12 protein-coding genes are annotated in these 17545 nt (G+C 39.1%); 5 read left to right on the top strand and 7 right to left on the bottom strand.

Features of this window, described 5'->3' with window-relative positions:
• Positions 1–6: 6 nt before the first annotated feature.
• Positions 7–522: a GNAT family N-acetyltransferase gene (locus FVA69_RS08100; RefSeq protein WP_109911531.1), complete on the top strand. Its 516-nt coding sequence runs from the start codon at positions 7–9 to the stop codon at positions 520–522.
• 4 nt (positions 523–526) lie between these two features.
• Here FVA69_RS08100 and mnmC read toward each other — a convergent pair whose 3' ends face one another.
• Positions 527–2566: a bifunctional tRNA (5-methylaminomethyl-2-thiouridine)(34)-methyltransferase MnmD/FAD-dependent 5-carboxymethylaminomethyl-2-thiouridine(34) oxidoreductase MnmC gene (mnmC, locus tag FVA69_RS08105; protein ID WP_164528660.1), complete on the bottom strand. Its 2040-nt coding sequence runs from the start codon at positions 2564–2566 to the stop codon at positions 527–529.
• A 201-nt stretch (positions 2567–2767) separates the two neighbouring features.
• Between mnmC and fabB the strand changes: the two genes are divergently transcribed.
• Positions 2768–3982 carry a beta-ketoacyl-ACP synthase I gene (gene fabB / locus FVA69_RS08110; protein WP_109911533.1) on the top strand — a complete coding sequence of 405 codons (1215 nt, stop codon included), beginning with the start codon at positions 2768–2770 and terminating at the stop codon, positions 3980–3982.
• Positions 3983–4037: 55 nt separating this feature from the next.
• Here the strand turns inward: fabB and FVA69_RS08115 are convergent, their stop codons facing one another.
• Entirely contained in the window at positions 4038–4499 is a 462-nt protein-coding gene (locus FVA69_RS08115) for a hypothetical protein (protein WP_109911534.1), read from the bottom strand.
• A 183-nt stretch (positions 4500–4682) separates the two neighbouring features.
• On the opposite strand from FVA69_RS08115, the gene FVA69_RS08120 reads away from it, so the two are divergent.
• Positions 4683–4946, top strand: a complete 264-nt coding sequence (locus FVA69_RS08120) for a hypothetical protein (RefSeq protein WP_109911535.1) — start codon at positions 4683–4685, stop codon at positions 4944–4946.
• A gap of 81 nt (positions 4947–5027) precedes the next feature.
• On the opposite strand, the gene FVA69_RS08125 is transcribed toward FVA69_RS08120, so the two are convergent.
• The 3 genes from FVA69_RS08125 to FVA69_RS08135 are packed head-to-tail and all read right to left on the bottom strand — an operon-like array spanning position 5028 to position 7962.
• Complete coding sequence (locus FVA69_RS08125) at positions 5028–6533, bottom strand: tripartite tricarboxylate transporter permease (RefSeq protein ID WP_004912355.1); 1506 nt, start codon at positions 6531–6533, stop codon at positions 5028–5030.
• Between the two features lie 11 nt (positions 6534–6544).
• Positions 6545–6976, bottom strand: a complete 432-nt coding sequence (locus FVA69_RS08130; RefSeq protein ID WP_109911536.1) for a tripartite tricarboxylate transporter TctB family protein — start codon at positions 6974–6976, stop codon at positions 6545–6547.
• A gap of 11 nt (positions 6977–6987) precedes the next feature.
• A complete protein-coding gene (locus FVA69_RS08135; RefSeq protein WP_004912350.1) occupies positions 6988–7962 on the bottom strand; it encodes a Bug family tripartite tricarboxylate transporter substrate binding protein in 975 nt (324 codons plus the stop codon).
• 311 nt (positions 7963–8273) lie between these two features.
• Here FVA69_RS08135 and tctD point away from each other — a divergent pair, with 311 nt between their 5' ends.
• Both tctD and FVA69_RS08145 read left to right on the top strand, forming a co-directional pair.
• Positions 8274–8942: a transcriptional regulator TctD gene (gene tctD / locus FVA69_RS08140; protein WP_109911538.1), complete on the top strand. Its 669-nt coding sequence runs from the start codon at positions 8274–8276 to the stop codon at positions 8940–8942.
• Positions 8939–10366 (top strand): sensor histidine kinase, encoded by a 1428-nt coding sequence (locus FVA69_RS08145; RefSeq protein WP_164528661.1) that lies wholly within the window; start codon positions 8939–8941, stop codon positions 10364–10366. Before tctD ends, FVA69_RS08145 begins: the two co-directional genes overlap by 4 nt.
• A 65-nt stretch (positions 10367–10431) precedes the next feature.
• Here the strand turns inward: FVA69_RS08145 and FVA69_RS08150 are convergent, their stop codons facing one another.
• Positions 10432–12522, bottom strand: a complete 2091-nt coding sequence (locus tag FVA69_RS08150; protein ID WP_164528662.1) for a hypothetical protein — start codon at positions 12520–12522, stop codon at positions 10432–10434.
• Between the two features lie 244 nt (positions 12523–12766).
• Positions 12767–17431: a tetratricopeptide repeat protein gene (locus FVA69_RS08155; RefSeq protein ID WP_238789293.1), complete on the bottom strand. Its 4665-nt coding sequence runs from the start codon at positions 17429–17431 to the stop codon at positions 12767–12769.
• Between the last annotated feature and the right edge of the window lie 114 nt (positions 17432–17545).

The following is a 17545-nucleotide window of genomic DNA, read 5'->3' on the forward strand; positions in this document are numbered from 1 at the left end:
AAAATTATGGCGAATATTCGTTTAGCAACCCCCTTCGATGCCAAACATCTTCCTGCCGTGGAAATTTCTGCAGGGCAGACATTCACGAGTATCGAAAAATATCAATGGCTTGCCGAAGGTGATGGGCAAACAGAGCAAGACCACCTCGATTTTATTTCCGAGCAATTAGAATGGGTTGCGGTGAATGATTGCGATGAACCAATTGGTTTTATCAATGCTGAAGATCATCATACTAGCCTACATATTTGTGAGGTTTCTGTCTGCCAGCAATGGCAAGGGCAGGGTTTGGGTAAAAAGCTGATTAAGCAGGTTCTTGATGCCGCTTTGGCACGGAATATCACGGTAGTGACATTGACCACTTGCCGTGATGTGCCTTGGAATGCACCTTATTACCAACGCTTAGGTTTTAAAATTCTTGCAATTAATGAGTTAACCACCGAGTTACAGGCTATTTTACAGTCTGAAGTCGAGGCGGGGTTTGCCGCTGAAGACCGTTGTGCAATGGCTATCTCATTAACATAAGGTATTAATAAGGGAGTTTAATAGGGCGACCTAATAATAATTTCCTTACCCAAAAACGGTTTGGGTTCAATTCTGCAAGGGTTTCATCGTCGAGCGGGAGTATTTGCCCAAAAATTTGAGCAGCCAGCAATTCCGCACAAAGGGGGGCAGTGGATAACCCTCTTGACCCTAATGCCCCAAAAATAAATAAATTTGGGTGCACAGGCGCTAGTGCAATAGGCTGCTCTTTGGCAATTTTGCTGGGTAAATCATGGTAATGCGCCAGATGTTGTTCAAAATCAGGCACATTGCCTAATAAGGGAAAGTGGTCGCGAATAACACAACGAATACCTTGGCGTGAATGTTGTTGTGAGATGTCGATATCCCTAGGCCAAGTTACATCAGGTAGGTTATCAATCAGTTTTTGGCGGTTTCCTTGTTGCTCTTCCTCACTATAATCTAAATCGAGTCGCTCACGTTGGTAGCTAGCACCTAAGCAATGTTGTGTACCAGAGGCATCGGCAGGGGTTAAATACCCTTCAAAGCACAGAACATTTTTCAGTTGTTGTAGGGTGTGATTGGTAGGAATGTGGCTCACTTGCCCACGCACAGGTGAGATAGGTAAATTGATGGTTTGAGCAAATTGGCGCAGTTTGTGCCCATTGGCAATAATGACAGTTGAGTGAACACGTGTTAGCTCTTTTTGCGGCGCTGTTTCAATCAATAATTGCCAATCTTGTTCAGTTTGTTTTAATTCCACCACATTATGTTCAAAACAGAAGGTAACGCCTTTCTGCTGCAAATATTGCTGCAAACTCTCACAAAATTGGGCAGGGCAAAGCCATCCTCCAGACGCATAATGAATGCCATCATGGTTGACATCAACACCGCAAATATCACTCAGTTGTAGACGATTCTTACCAATAGCAAAATCGTCAGGCCACTCAGTTTCTAACATTCCCGCTATTTTACGAGCTACTTTGTCGTTATACGCTAATTGGCTGACACCGCACCATTGCCCCTCAAATACGATCCCCTGTTTCGCCAATTGATGGTAAAAGCGAGAAGCAAAAGGGAAAGCGCTGACAAAAAAGCGCTCAAGTGGATCGTTATTGCCTGTGAGTAAGGGATAAATAGCCCCTTGGCGATTGCCTGAAGCATTTTGTGCAACTTGGGCATCTTGGCAGTATAAGGTGACTTTAGCACCGCGCTTATGAAGTGCGTAGGCTGCCGTTAAACTGGCGAGCCCACCGCCAATGATAGCAACATCCGTTGGGTTGTCTGCTTTTCGTCTTGCGAACCAAGGGGTTGGGATATTAATTTCTTTTTCAGCTAATACTCCGGTTAACATTTCTCGCTTGTTACCAAAGCCTTTGACTTTTTTAAGGGTGAAACCAGCTTGTTGCAGGCCTCTCTTGACCGCACCTGCCACGGTAAATGTCGCAAAAGTCCCATTAAGGCGAGCTAATGTTGCCATGTTAGTGAACAGCTGTTCACTCCACATTTCGGGATTTTTTGAGGGTGCGAAACCATCTAAAAACCAAGCATCTATCTTATTGTTTAAATTGCTTTTTAGTAAAGATATTTGCTCATTAACATCGCCAAACCATAAATCTAATATGATATGGCCATTTTCTAAAATGATCCGCTGATTACCCGGTAAGGCTTGTGGCCAACTTTCACAAAGGATTTGCGATAAACTAGCAAGTTCAGGCCAGCAGCGATGTGCAGCGATTAAATCTGTTTTTGTTAAAGGGTATTTTTCGAAACTGATGAAATGTAATTGCTGTAATGTTGCGTTTGGGTTTTCGGTTTTAAACTGCTTAAAAGATTGCCACAATGCTAAAAAATTCAAACCCGTACCAAACCCTGTTTCGGCAATCACACAGGTTGCAAGAGGGTGCGTCGCAAAGCGGTCAGGAAAATGATTTCCTTGCAAAAAAACATGGCGAGCTTCTTCTAAGCCATTTTGGTTAGAAAAATAGATATCTGCAAACTGTTCAGACATAGGAGTGCCTTCGTCATTCCAACTTAGGCGTGCGGTTTGTACAGCGTTCTTTTTCACGATAAGCCTACATTGTTTATATAATTCCTAAATTTTACCGCTGATATCGGTGTAAGGCTACCGTCATAAAAAAGACTCATTCCCGTCACAAAGAAAAAAATACAAATATTTACCCTGATCGGACTTGTTCAGCGTACAAGTGTAAGCTAAAGTGACAACCTGTAATCCCGCAATCATATAATTATAGTCATGAGGTAACGAATGAAGCGTGCAGTCATCACTGGTCTAGGTATTGTTTCCAGCCTTGGTAATAACCAGGAAGAAGTACTGGCTTCTTTGAAGGAAGGTCGTTCCGGGATCACTTTCTCAGAAGAATTCAAAGAGGCAGGGCTACGTAGCCATGTCTGGGGTAATGTCAAAAATTTAGACCCGAAAGACTTAATCGACCGTAAAATTTTCCGTTTTATGAGTGATTGCTCCGCCTATGCTTATTTATCAATGGAACAAGCGGTTGCGGATTCAGGTTTAACAGAAGAACAAGTTTCAAATTTACGTACAGGTATCGTTGTTGGTTCCGGTGGTGGTTCTCCACGTAATCAAGTTGCGGGTTCTGACGGTATGCGTGCTAAAGGTTTACGTGGTGTAGGCCCATATATGGTGACTCGTGCAATGGCATCGGGTATTTCTGCTTGTTTAGCAACACCGTTTAAAATCAAAGGCGTAAACTACTCAATTAGTTCTGCTTGTTCAACATCAGCGCACTGCATCGGCCATGCCGTTGAATTGATCCAATTAGGCAAACAGGATGTGGTTTTTGCGGGTGGTGGTGAAGAACTGAGCTGGGAAATGACCTGTGAGTTTGATGCGATGGGCGCATTGTCCACAAAGTATAATGAAACGCCAGACAAAGCATCAAGAACTTACGATAAAGACCGTGATGGTTTCGTTATCGCAGGTGGTGGCGGTATCGTCGTCGTTGAAGAGTTAGAGCATGCGTTAGCACGTGGTGCGCATATCTATGCTGAAATCGTTGGCTATGGTGCTACATCTGACGGTGCAGACATGGTTGCGCCATCAGGAGAAGGTGCTGTGCGCTGTATGCAAATGGCAATGCAAGGTGTCGATAAAATTGATTATATCAATACACACGGTACATCAACGCCAGTGGGTGACACCAAAGAGTTAGAAGCTATCCAGGAAGTGTTTGGTGCTAACTCTCCTGCAATTTCTGCAACGAAAGCGATGAGCGGTCACTCATTAGGTGCTGCGGGTGTCCACGAAGCAATTTACAGCTTGCTGATGTTAGAACACGGCTTTATTGCACCAAGCATTAACGTCGAAAATCTAGATGAGAAAGCTGCGGGGCTGAATATCGTGACTAAACCAACGGAGCAAGCGCTGGAAACAGTCATGTCTAACAGTTTCGGTTTCGGTGGAACTAACGCCACATTAGTGATGAGCAAATACAAAGCATAATTTGTATCAGATTAACTAATTGAATAAACGAGAACTTCGGTTCTCGTTTTTTTGTTTAATCACTACCTCCGCCATCACCTCCCCCTGAATCGGATGATGAACAATCAGAACTTGAGTTATCATTAGAACAATAATGGCTACTTGAGCGGTGGTTATCATCACTGGATGCGCTGTCATAATAAGGGGGCTTGTAGCTTGAACTCGAATTATTTGAATTCACTCGATATGCAGTTTCTTTCACATTTTTACGCACTTCAAATATTTGACTTTTGCCTTTCGACCAACCAATAGTCACCAAAGTGGTATTTTTCTTTACGCTGATATGCAGCATTTTACCACAAAAAATATGCATTTTACCCAGCGCTTTTATTTGGATATAACCGCTGTCTTTTTCCGTGATAGTTACGGGTTTTTGGCTATGAATGGTGTAACGGTCGCCATAGACATCAATGGTACGCGTATACGCTAACGGTTTCGGCTGGATATTAAAAAGGGCGAAAAGTAATCTATCGAACATTGTGTTTTATGTTTTAATAAATGAGATGACTAAAATAATTGATTGACGCTATTCAATATATCGTCATTATCTTAATCAATGATTTATTAATGACTGAGTGAATATACATCATTTTATTAAATTTTTTTATCCAAAACAGTGACATGATATTAGCTCAATTTTTAGTTGAATAGAGGAAATTATATGAGTGTAACAAGGTTTCATGCGGCTATTTGGATGCAGGATTTTAAAATTTTAGGCAAGGCATTATCTCGTTATATCCGCAGTAAATTTAGTGGGATGATTAGTAAAATACATAATACTGAAAAAATATTTCCACTGCATAGTTATGACCAAAAGAGAACGAACACAACCACTAGTTTGCAATCAAAACATGTCTATTATGGCGCAGGAGCTCATGATAAATCAGTAGTTTTATTAAGTTATATAAAGCTCCCTATTTATTAATAAAAAATGCCCCAAAATCACACTGGGGCAAAGTGTTACAGAGGTTGTATGAACAACAGATATCGTATGAACAACCGTGAATTATGAAATAGTGGAATGTTTACGTTTACGAATGCGTTTTACAATAGGTGGAAGAATTAGCACTAATACCGCCAGTGTTAATAAACTTTGAGAAATCGTACTGCTCCAAAGAATATCGAAATTTCCATTACTGATGGATAATGAACGGCGTAAGTTTTGTTCTAGCATTTCACCTAATACAAACCCTAAGATTAATGGCGACAATGGGAAGTTCATTTTTCGTAGAATAAACCCAAATACGCCAAGCCCCATCATGAGTAACAAATCAAATGTCGTACTGTGAACGGCATATACCCCGACAGCAGAAATGCAAGCAATAGCAGGGACTAAAAACCACAGCGGAACCGTTAGCATACGCGTGAATAAGCCAATTAATGGAATATTCATGATGAGCAGAACTACGTTAGCAATTAATAAAGCCGCAATTAACCCCCACACAATATCAGGTTGCTCAGTAAACATACCTGGGCCTGGGGTGATATTATAGAGCGTTAGCGCCCCCATCATTACTGCAGTTGTCCCCGACCCCGGAACGCCAAGGGTTAACATTGGGATAAATGAGCCACAGGCAGAGGCATTATTGGCTGCTTCTGGTGCAGCGACACCGCGAACATCGCCATTACCAAAATCGCCTTTTTCGCCACTGATTTTCTTTTCAGTCATATAGGTTATGGCACTGGCAATGGTGGCGCCGGCACCTGGTAAGACGCCAACAAAGAACCCAATAAAAGAGGAGCGTAAAGCAGGGCCAGCACACGCTTTGGCCTCTTTGCGATTAAACAGCATTCTGCCTGTTTTACGGATCAGCCCTTGTCCTGTTGCCGTGCCTTCGAGCATCAATAAAATTTCGCTAACAGAGAACAAACCAATAACCACGACGATAAATTGCACGCCATCCGATAAATGTACGCTATCAAAGGTAAAACGATATTCCCCAGAGTTGGCATCTACGCCCACAGTAGCAAGTGATAAGCCAATTAATGCCGCCAATAGTGATTTGATTGGGTTTTGGCTCATCATACTGCCCAAACAGGCAATAGCAAAAACCATCAAAGCGAAATACTCAGCAGGCCCGAAAGCCAAAGACCATTGCGCTAATAAAGGAGCAAATAAAATAATACCCACAATCGCAATCGTTGAGCCAAGGAATGAACTCACTGCAGAAATTGACAGTGCAACACCACCTTTACCTTGTTTTGCCATTGGGTAACCATCTAGCGTGGTCATGATTGCAGCGGCATCACCAGGGACATTGAGTAATATGGATGAGATACGTCCACCATATTCACAACCTAAATAAACTGTGGCGAGTAAGATTAATGCAGACTCGGCCGGTAATTTAAGTGCAAAGGCCAGCGGTAGCAAAATAGCGACACCATTAATTGGGCCGAGGCCGGGAAGCATCCCAACGATAGTACCGATAAAACAGCCAATTAAGGCGATCAAGATATTTTGAGGAACAAGAGCAACCTCAAAACCTTGTGATAGGTACATCCAAGTTTCCATGATTTCGTTCCTTAATTAAGCAAGCTACCAATAGGTAAGGTTACATCTAGCCATTTATCAAAGGCATAGAATAGAAAGATACCTAAGACGGGGCCGGAAATAACCGCGGCGATAGGTGTTGCGCCAAATAGCAGGGCAATACTAATGGTGAGCAAACTGGTGGCAATCGGGAACCCCAACCATTCAAAAGCCCATGCATAGATAACAAGTGCAACGACTAATAAAACTAAACGACGTAATACATAGGGTTTTGGCCACTCAACGGCTTCTTGCTTGCCAAATAATAAGGCAAGGGCACAAAGCGCCATTAAAGAGAGTATGACAACCGGAAAAGGGCGGGGGCCCAGTGGTTCATAACTAAACTCACTCTGGATCCCCCAACCAATATAAATTCCGATAGCACACAGTATTAGCCAAACTATGGCAAATATGCGTTGGCTCATCGTTCACCCCATTATTTGGCTAAACCGAAGGCACGGGCTTGTTCACGGTATTGCTCGATTTCTTTTTTGACATAACTATCGAGTTCTTGCCCGGTTAAGTTGTATTCAAATAAGCCGCGGAGTTCGCGTTGTTTTTTGAATTCGTCGGTTTGTTGCAGTTTTTGGAAGGCTTCAACCCATTGGTTATAATCGGCATCAGACACTTTGGGGCCCATATAGAAGCCGCGGATGATTGGCCAGACAATGTCATAGCCTTGTTCTTTGGCTGTTGGGATGTCAGATAAACCATCTTCAAGGCGTTTATCTGAGTAGACAGCAAGGATACGAATTTTACCTTCATTGATATATGGCGTCATTTCGCTGATATCCCCTGAAAGGACTTGAATATGGTTGCCCAGTAGTGCCGTTAAGGTTTCACCGCCCCCTTCAAAAGCTACGTAACGCATTTTGCGAGGGTCAATATCAATGGCTTTGGCTAACAAGGCCGTTTTCATCCAATCTTGGCTACCAATCGACCCTCCAGCACCAAAGACGATGCTGTTCGGATCCTTTTTGAAGGTATCCATTAAATCTTTCAGAGTCTTATAAGGTGAATCTGCACGCACGGCAATCATACCGTAATCGCTTCCTACACTAGCCAGCCAACGCACATCGTTTTCGTTATAGCGACCAAACTTACCTTGAGCAAGATTGAGTAAAGAACCGCCGGAGAAAGCAACAATGGTGCCGGGTTCAGCAGGGCGTTGAGCGACTATGGCGTTATAAGCGACCGCGCCAATACCGCCAGGCATGTAGGTCACTCGCATTGGTTTTTCGATTTCTTTGGTTTCTAATAGGGAAACTTGGACTAATTTACAGGTTAAATCAAAACCACCGCCGGGTTTGGCGGGAGCAATACATTCGGTGCGCTCAGGTAGGGCATTTGCTTGGTTGATGCCAACTAAAAATATTGCTGTTGCTAAGGCCTTCAGTGTGAATTTTTTCATTCTTTTTTCCTTACTAAGACAATAATTAGAGGTATATATTGTTTACTTCTTGTTTTGTTGGTATGGCATCATTGACCGACGAAGCTTTCATTTACCTTTCATTAACAAATATTATTATTTTTATGTGATATATATCAGATTGTTTTGTATTTTTGCTTTTTTGTTATGTTAACTTAATGTTGAATTAATCACGTTAATAGTGTTTATTAACAATAGTTGTGATGAACACAGTAAATATGCGCACATTTGCTTTCCATTCATTCAATGGAATGCCAACGTATACTGATAAATAATTATAATGAGTATGCGGAATGAGAATTTTATTGGTTGAAGATCATGACGAATTGTCATTATGGTTACAGAAGGCTTTGTCGTCATCTGGGTTTGCAGTTGATGTTGCTAGTGATGGCGCGATAGCAGACCAGCTATTACAAACTGAGCACTATGAATTAGTCGTGTTAGATGTATCACTTCCGAGAATGAGTGGGCTTGAGGTATTAGCGCAAATGCGCAAACGTCATCAAGAAACCCCAGTCTTGTTATTAACGGCGAATTCAGACGTGGCCGATCGAGTTCAAGGGCTAAATGCAGGGGCTGATGACTACCTGACTAAACCTTTTGATATTGCGGAATTAGAAGCACGTCTTCGCGCTTTATTGCGACGTAGTCAAGGGCAAGTGAATGAATCACAACAGTTTGGTTTGCTTAGTTACCATGAGGACGGTTATTTCTTATTAGGACAAGAACCACTTGGCTTGACGCCAAGAGAATATGCGGTGTTAAACACCTTATTTCATCGACGAGGGCGCCCTGTTTCTAAAATGCAATTATTTGAGCAGGTGTTTTCGTTGTCAGATGAAGCCAATTTACAAAGTATTGAGTTATATGTTCACCGTGTTAGAAAAAAACTTGCTGGTTCGGATGTTAATATCAATACCTTACGCGGATTGGGATACCGATTAGAGCAGTGTAGTGTATGAAATTAGTCTCTCATCCACGCTCTCTCTTTCATCAGTTGCTGCTCTTTTTCGGTATCCCCCTCATTTTATTGGGGAGTTTTTCGGTTTATACGCACTACTACAGTGCAAAAAATGCCGCAAACTTAGCCTATGACCGCACATTATTAGCTTCAGCTCGAACCGTCGCGGAGCGCTTGCAAGTTGTCGATGGGCACCTCTCAGTCAGTGTGCCTTATGTGGTGCTTGATAGCTTCGAGCTAAATAATAATGACCGAATTTTTTATCAAGTTATTTCTCCCGGTGGTGAAACTATTTCTGGTTATGATGACTTACCGCCGATTCCCCCGTATTGGATGCGCTCACAGCATTATACTGCGCTAGTTTATTTTTATGATGCGCAGTACAAAGGCTTGCCTATCCGTATTGCTGCATTTTATCAACCGATTAATGAAGGCGGTATCACTGGGATGGTTGAAATCCGTGTGGCGGAAACAGTTTATTCGCGACAAGATCTTGCTAATCAATTATTAATTTCTGCCCTGATGAGCCAAGGTACTGTGGTGTTTTTAACTTTGGTACTTGCCTATATTTTACTTAGTAAGTTATTGGCACCGCTAAAAAAATTGTCCCATTTAATGTTAAGCCGTTCCGCTAATGATTTAACCCCTTTGCCTGATTTGCTGCCGTGGTCTGATTTATCACCATTAATTGATGCATTAAACCGCTATATTTCCCGCCTAAAGCGGATGGTTCGACGGCAAGAACGGTTTAGTGCGGATGCCTCTCACCAACTTAAAACGCCACTAACTGTCCTCAAAACACAGGTTTCTGTTGCGATTAATAGTCAGGATGAAACCCAACGGCAACAGAGTTTACAAGCTATCGATAAAACTCTTGATAACACGATCAATTTGACGGATAGGCTTTTGCAGTTATCACGTTTAAAAGCCCATGAGAAAGAAGCCATTATACAGTATCGTGCTATAAACTTAGTGGATATTGTTCACCAGGCTTGTTTTACTCGGTTACCCCAAGCAGAAAGCCAAAATATTGACTTAGGTTATGAAGGCGCGGAAACAGCATGGATTAAAGGTGAACCTATTTTATTAGCAGAGATGTGTGCAAATTTAATTGATAATGCTATTAAATATACCCCTGCAAATGGGGTGGTCACCGTTCGGGTGGTCAGCAGTGATGACCATCTTCATTGGGTTTTGGAGGTCGAAGATTCAGGCCCTGGGATCCCAGACGCTAAAATTAGCCGTTCTATGGAAGCTTTTACTCGATTAAATAACGCGTTAGGAAAGGAAGGTGCAGGACTAGGTCTCGCTTTAGTGAAAGATATTGCCAGTTATCATGGTTCTGAACCACAGTTATTAAAAAGTGAGTTACTTAATGGATTGTTGGTTAAAATTGCATTTAAAGCAAGCCAAGCGCCACACTGAAAAGAACGCCCTAATTAGGGCGTTCCATTAGTGACAAAGTTTAAGAATAATAAAACTTGATGCACTTAGTTTCGTATTGGTACTAACACCTGTGGTAGTGTGTTATTTGAAGTCTCCGGATTAAAATTACTGCTTATCATTTGTTGTGAGAATCCGGCTATGAATCGGACTAATGTATCTGCTAGATTATAATAATCGTTAGTATTTGTAAGTCCGTTATGTATGCCCAGTAGGTGTATTTTTCCTTTTTGTTCCATAAGTAATTTTTTTTCTCTTATTTTTGAGTCAGTTTGGTATATTTCCTTAACCAAAGAAAGTGTGTCTCTATGGGGCCACTTTCTATCGCTATAGTCCAAATTCTGATAAATAAATTCTGTTAGATTTATTTCTTCATCTTTTTGTTGAATTATTAGTGTATTTCGTTTATCAATGTCTATTGACATATCTGGGTTTTGTTTCAAGTCAATCTTTTCATTAAGGGATTCAATTAAAGCAGTAGTATTTCGTAATGCATTTATTTTATCGCTAATCGTTTGGTAATAATTTCTCTCACTGGTTTCAGAGGAAACTGATTTTAATGGAACAAAATTATGAATCTGCGAAATATAAGTATCTGCTTTCATATTTAGATTTTCATATTCTATTGCTATATTAACGTCTTCTTCATTAAAATTAATAATGAAAGGCATCGGACTAGAAGATTGAGAAGATAAATATAAATTATTATTTAATTCTAAATTAATGAGTCTCAGGGAAACCTTTGTTTTTATTAGTAAATCATAATGCTGAGATATTAAATATTCAATGTCTTTACGGATTTTTTTTGGGTTTTTCAGTATTGTATTTTCAGCGAGATAATTAGATAAATTATCCTTTATGATAGACATGTCGTTTTCTAATTTATCTATTTCGTATAAGAATATCTGTTTATTTTTATATAGACCCGCTTCATTTTTTAATTCAATTTGAATTCGTTGGTAAATTAGGTTAAATAATTCGTCTAATTTATTATCGATGTTTTCATGATGTCTGTCTTTATCAACATAAATAAATGGAGGCATTAGTTCGGAAGTTAATATTTGATTTTTTATTGTTAATTCAATGTTCATTTTAAATCTATCAAACGATTTTAATGACTCAGTAAGCAAACTAAAATTATTATTATTTGATTGGCTTTCGATAAAAGCATTCCTGTCGAATTCTTTATAATTTTCAAAGTGTTCAATGGTATGATTTAAGTTTTTGTGTTTTTTTATTTTTTTCATATTTAAAATCAAATATTGAATTTCTGCGTTATCAATATTTAGTTCTGAAATATATTTACTTATTTTATTAATAGTGTTTTCATCTTTATGATAATTAGAGTTCTCATTATTTAGGCTTTCTAGTAATTCTTTGATTTTATTTGTTGTATCCCTGTGGGTTATAGCTAATTGTTTTGCTTTTAATTCAAGTTGGTACGTTTTATCTATAATAGATAATCTTTTATCTTGAATATCGACTGTTTTTTTTAAGTATTCTTTGAATAAAACATCGATATCATCTGAAACGCTATTAAAATTATTGACTTCTATATTTATAGATTTTAAAAGGTCATCGATTTCTTGAGGTGTTTTTTGTTCTTTTGAAGTAAATGTGTTGCGTACCTGAACATTTAGCTCTAATAACCTTGCAAAATCTAAATTCGATACCTCTGTAGCATTAAATTGAGATAATTTTTTTTTTAATTGGCTGGTTAATTCTAAAATGAGTTCTTTATCACCTATCGAAGAATCTTTAGTTGTATTGTTTTGGGGGCTTTTCTTATATTCATTATTTAATTTATTTAGTATATCTAATTTATCCATTTGTTTTATTAATAGGCTTCTAACTTCAGTTTCTATATATTGTAAATTAAACCATTCTACGCTTGTATATTTCACGTGAGTTTGTAGTTTGCCAATTTTATTTAGTAGTTTAATATAAATATTATTGTTTTCTTTTAAGTTTTCATGGGAATCTTTGACCATCTTTTCTAAAAGAGATGCGTCATTGAATGGTTTTTCAAAAATTGATAGGGTTGCAGAATGATTAGTTTCCTGAGATATATTGTGGTTGTTTATGTTACCTTGTGGTTTTTCTTTTTTGTTTAAAGTTGATATTTGGTTTGCATTCATAGTAAACACTCCATGTTAATGATTATTAGACCTGCATGTAAACAGGTTTAATATAATCTAACAAAAGGAGAGGGACTAATTTTTATTTTATATGAAAATACGATTAATATAATTTAAATTATTAGCCAATAATTTTTTAAATTATATTATAGATGGGTGCTATGAAATGTTTTTGTCTGGTTATAAAAATGATAATTGTAGATAGGTTAAGGCGCTAAAGGAAATTAGCGCCTTCATAATTCAATTATTTATTAATTAGATTGAAATCCCACTCTTTGAGAGCTTTCATGGAATCCTTATCTTGGTACTTAGCACCCAGTTCAAGGTAGTCATGGGCTTTTTGGATATCTTCTTTGGTTTTGTTACCTACCCAGCCATTATAGTACATATAAGCAAGCTTATATTTTGCCATAGCGTGGTGGTTACCTTGTTCAAGGTCTGTCATATCGTAATATTTCGCTGCGCGGACATAATCTTTTGGCATATCTTGGCCAAAATAGAGCATATCCCCAGCTAAATGTGCAGTATTACTGTCATTTTGTTGCGCACCTAAATCAAAATAATAAAGCGCTTTCGGGAAGTCTTTTTCAATGCCACGTTTATTATCTTTACGGTAAAGATTGCCTAAAATATTATAGGCGCGAGGGTAGCCATTTTTTCCTGCTAATTCATAGTAGTAGATCATCTTTTGTGTATCTTCGGGGACACGTTCTCCACGTGCGTAGGCGATACCTAATGCAAAGGCTGACATTTTGTCTCCTGCCTCAGCTTCGACTCGCTGCTTTTCAATTTGCTCGGCAAAACGGCCATATTTCTCGTAGGCTTTTTCATCGGCAACTTGTTTTTCAATCTCTTGTTTATCTTGAGCTGAAAGTTTATCCATTAGCTCAATAGAACTTGGTTTTTTATCAAGTTGCAATGCGTAGTAATAGGCTTGTTTGGCATCACCTTTTTCTACATATGCTTCATAAATTGCGTCAAGTGCATATGTTGGGTGGTAATATAACGAAATTTTATACCATTCGATGGCTTTGTCGATATTGTTATCAACATTACAATCACCTTTTAAATAGGTGGTTCCCATCTCTTCAGAAAGACTTTCTGGGTAATGAATATAGTGTTTGTCGGTATTTTTCTGGAAATTGCTTTTTTCAATCCACTCCTTCAAATATCGGCTTGCTTTATCCATATCTACATTATCGCTATTGCTACAATATTTACCGGGGTAATAGATTTGATAGAGCTTTTTGGTTGCGGCTAAATCGCCTTTATCATAAGCCTGTTGTAAATAAGTTAAGGCTTGAGTGTTATCACTATTGACATAATAGTGATACAAGTTCACCAGTGCTCCGGTTCGATTGTTTTTTTCACTGAGTAGCAACGCTAAATATTTTTGTTCATCTTTGGGGCGGTTGAGCTTCCTTTTTTCATCTTTAATCCCATCTCGATACAAATCCACCAGTGCATTGAAGGCATTATTAGAAAGCTTCTCATCGGTTGATTTCATACCTTCTTGTAGATATTGAATGGCTAAATCATATTCAGGAGAGCCAGAAACAATTTCGCTATCATATAAATAAGTTTGGGCTAATTGAACTTTAGAAAATAGGTTACCTTTCGCTGTGCCATCAGTATAATTTTGACGTTTTGCTTGGCTATCTTCAGTCACGGAATCAAGCGGTTGATAAGCGGCTAAATTGCCAGCCTTGATACTTTTCTTATACCAATCTTGCGCCGCAAGATCTCTACCGCGTGAACTATACCAATCCCCAAGTTTAATATAAGCGGCCGTATCGCCTTTTTTGGCAGGAACAACCAGGGTTTCATAAACTTCAATATAATCATCAACCCGTTTTGGATTAGAATGTTTGCGTAAATAAATGATGGCTTCATCCCAATCAGGTGCCATTAACCAAGCGTTTTTTTCGTCATTTAGCACGCCCATATAGCGCATCTCACTATAGAGAGCGATGGCGTAGTCATTACCTTCATCACTCGCTTGTTTTAGGTATTTAGCCGCTTCAAAACGATCTTCCTTGACACCTTGGCCATAGAAATAAGCTCGACCTACTTTGTATTTTGCTGAAGGACTATTATTGAGCGTTTTCATGCCAATTTCATAATCATCCATGTACTTGATGAATTCATTGCCCCAACTACCTGATTTAAGGTAATACTCACGTGCTTTTTGTCGATTAGGCTCAACAAGCTGGCTACCTTTTAAATATTGATGTGCCAGTTTACGGGTATAGTCTTTGCTGCCAAGGGCGGCTAATTGGTCGTAATAACCTAATATTTTCGCTTTATTGGCATCAAGATATTGATCTTGTTGGTAATAATCAATGAGCTCTTCAAGTGCGCTTTCTTGATTGAATTTTGCACTTTTCTCTAAATATTCAAGCCATTTTTTCTGATCGACTTTCTGTCCATAATTACCATATTTATATGCATTGGCCAGTGTGCGTAATGCGTCAGGGTCATTTTGCTTCGCTTTTACTTGAATATTGGCAAACGAGGCTTTGGATTTTTCAATTTCTCGTTTACGCGATTTTAAAAAGCTATAATCAGGATCAGAAATCTGGTTGTAATAGAAAAGGGCGGTATCATAATTAGCATCTTCCCCGTAGTTACCTTTTTGGTAAATTTCCCCTAACTCATATAAGCAGCGGTTGTTTTTAAGTGCCGCACATTTTTTATATTGAGGAATTAAATCTTTTTGAGTCAGTCCAGTAATTTGTTGGAAGCGAGATTTATAATACGCCTTATCATTGTGATAAGTGACGCTATCAAGGTTTTGTGCGATATATAAATAAGCGGATGCACTGCCTAATTCTGCCGCCTTTAAAATATAATCGTATATTGGTTTTATTTCAGCATCACTTAACGTGTCAACTTGAGTTAATTGAGTCAGTTTATTGATCCCATATAAATAGGTGATATCGGCATCATGATTAATGAGTGGTTCAATTAATTTTTGTGCCTCAGCATGGTTATCATATAACGCCATTTTTACCAATATTGCTTTTGTATCAGCGCGATTTAAACCAGTTTTTAACAAAACACCTTGAGCGATTTGTAGCTCATGTGGGCGTAATTCAGCTTGTGCTTGAGGCGAATGGAGTACATTGACAACCAAATTAGCGATTTTATCGGTTTCTGTTGGTCGGTATGTTAATAATGCAGCGGCATAATTAACTTGGCTGTTAAAATTACGTTTAATTGATTTTTCATATAAATCAAAAGCTTGTTCGCTATTTTTTTCTGCATCTTCTTTGAGTAGATAATCAGCATATAAATAGGCTAAGGAATAATTTTCGCGTTTAATTACATCCTCTTTGAGGATATCGATAACCGTTTTTTCATCGATAAGTGCTTTAATATCATAACGATAATATAATTGAACTAATAGGCGCTCAGCGGTTGATGGATAACCGTTTGCATTAAGGTTGTCGATGAGTAACTTAGCCGCTTTTTGCACATCCTGCTTAGTACCAAATGCAATAATATAATAACGTGCTAATTGAATTTGAGCATCATAAGTGGGGTCTATGCGATTTGCTTTTTCTAAAGCCGCGAAGGCTTTCTCTGGTGAAAACAACGGACTACCTTTAACACTATAAACATCACTGGCTACCACTAACGCTTCTGCGGAGTTCGGGTATTTTTCCACTAAGATAGGTGTGTATTTAGCGACAATATTACTGAGTTTTTGGGTTGGAAACTCGTAACTGGAAATCGCTCGTTGGTTGATGGTAACGAGCGCGTCTAAATCACCGAGATCTGCTGCAGCGGTGAGATATTTTTCAGCTAAAGCGTCATCACGCTTAACGTCGCTAAATGTACTGCCTGAATAGACTTTATAAGCCTGATACATTGCGGGAGGATATTGGCCTTCGGCGGCATCAGTTAAATCCTGAATACGATCTTTGTCGGCTAGGTAATTTAAATACAAGGCTTTAGGTTGTTTGGCCTCAACAAGCGGCCGGATATAAGCCATCGCACGGTTTTTATTTCTCCGCACGTCATCGCCAGTCATATATTTTTGGTACAGAACATAGATAGCGTTCTCGTCACCACGGCTAGCACGCTCTTCTAAATTAGTGATGACTTTTTGTTTTTCTTCTTCTGTTTGTGAACCATACAATGATAAAGCCCCAGGTTCTAATTCACTTGCGTCAGAAATGTATTCTAGTGCGGAGGAAAAAGAGAGGCGTTCGTACTTTTTGGCTAGCAATGGGTTCGGTGGTACGCCGTTACCGCCATCTTCATAAATTGATGCGAGTAACATCGCGGGTAAAGGAAAGTCGTTGCTGACAAGCGGTGTTAATATTTCAACGGCTTTTTTACTGTCATTCTCAATGTCATGAGCGATATAACCCAAGGCAAATTTGGCCAATCTTGAGCCTTGGTCAGAGGCCAACGTAAAATATTGGCGAGAGAGTTCGATATTTTGCGGAACCTCTTCATATTTATCAGCTAGATAAATACCTCCAACCATTTCTTGTGCTTCTTTTACACCGAGATCAGCGGCTTTAGTTAAAGAGGTTAAACCGTTTTCATCAGTGGAAGTGTCTTCTATTAGGTGTTTATAACGGAAAAAACCAAGGTTATATAACGCATTTTTATTGTTAGATTCCGCCGCTTTAATTAGCCAGTTTTGAGCTGCCACATCATCGGCTTTCGTGCCAATACCGTCTTTATACATCATCGCTAAGGCAAAAGCAGATTGTGAGTCTTTCTCTGCAGTTTTTTGGAATTGTTCAAACGCAGCTTGAGATTCACCTTGTTGATATAAATCATAGCCTAATTGTGAGGGAGAAGATGAGTTGGTGGCATTGACGAAATAAATGCCAATGGCTACAGCAATTATTATCAATACGAACAACCCAACTTTAAACGGCTTAGCCATTGTCATTCCTTATCATAGTGGTTACTTGCCACGATCCATTTAGATTTATCGCGCTATAACGGCTTATTGAGTGGAGTTAATACTCCTAAAGGGGTATTTGATTTTGCTTAAGTC

The sequence above is a fragment of the Providencia sp. PROV004 genome (genome assembly GCF_011045615.1).
GTDB classification, from domain to species: domain Bacteria; phylum Pseudomonadota; class Gammaproteobacteria; order Enterobacterales; family Enterobacteriaceae; genus Providencia; species Providencia rettgeri.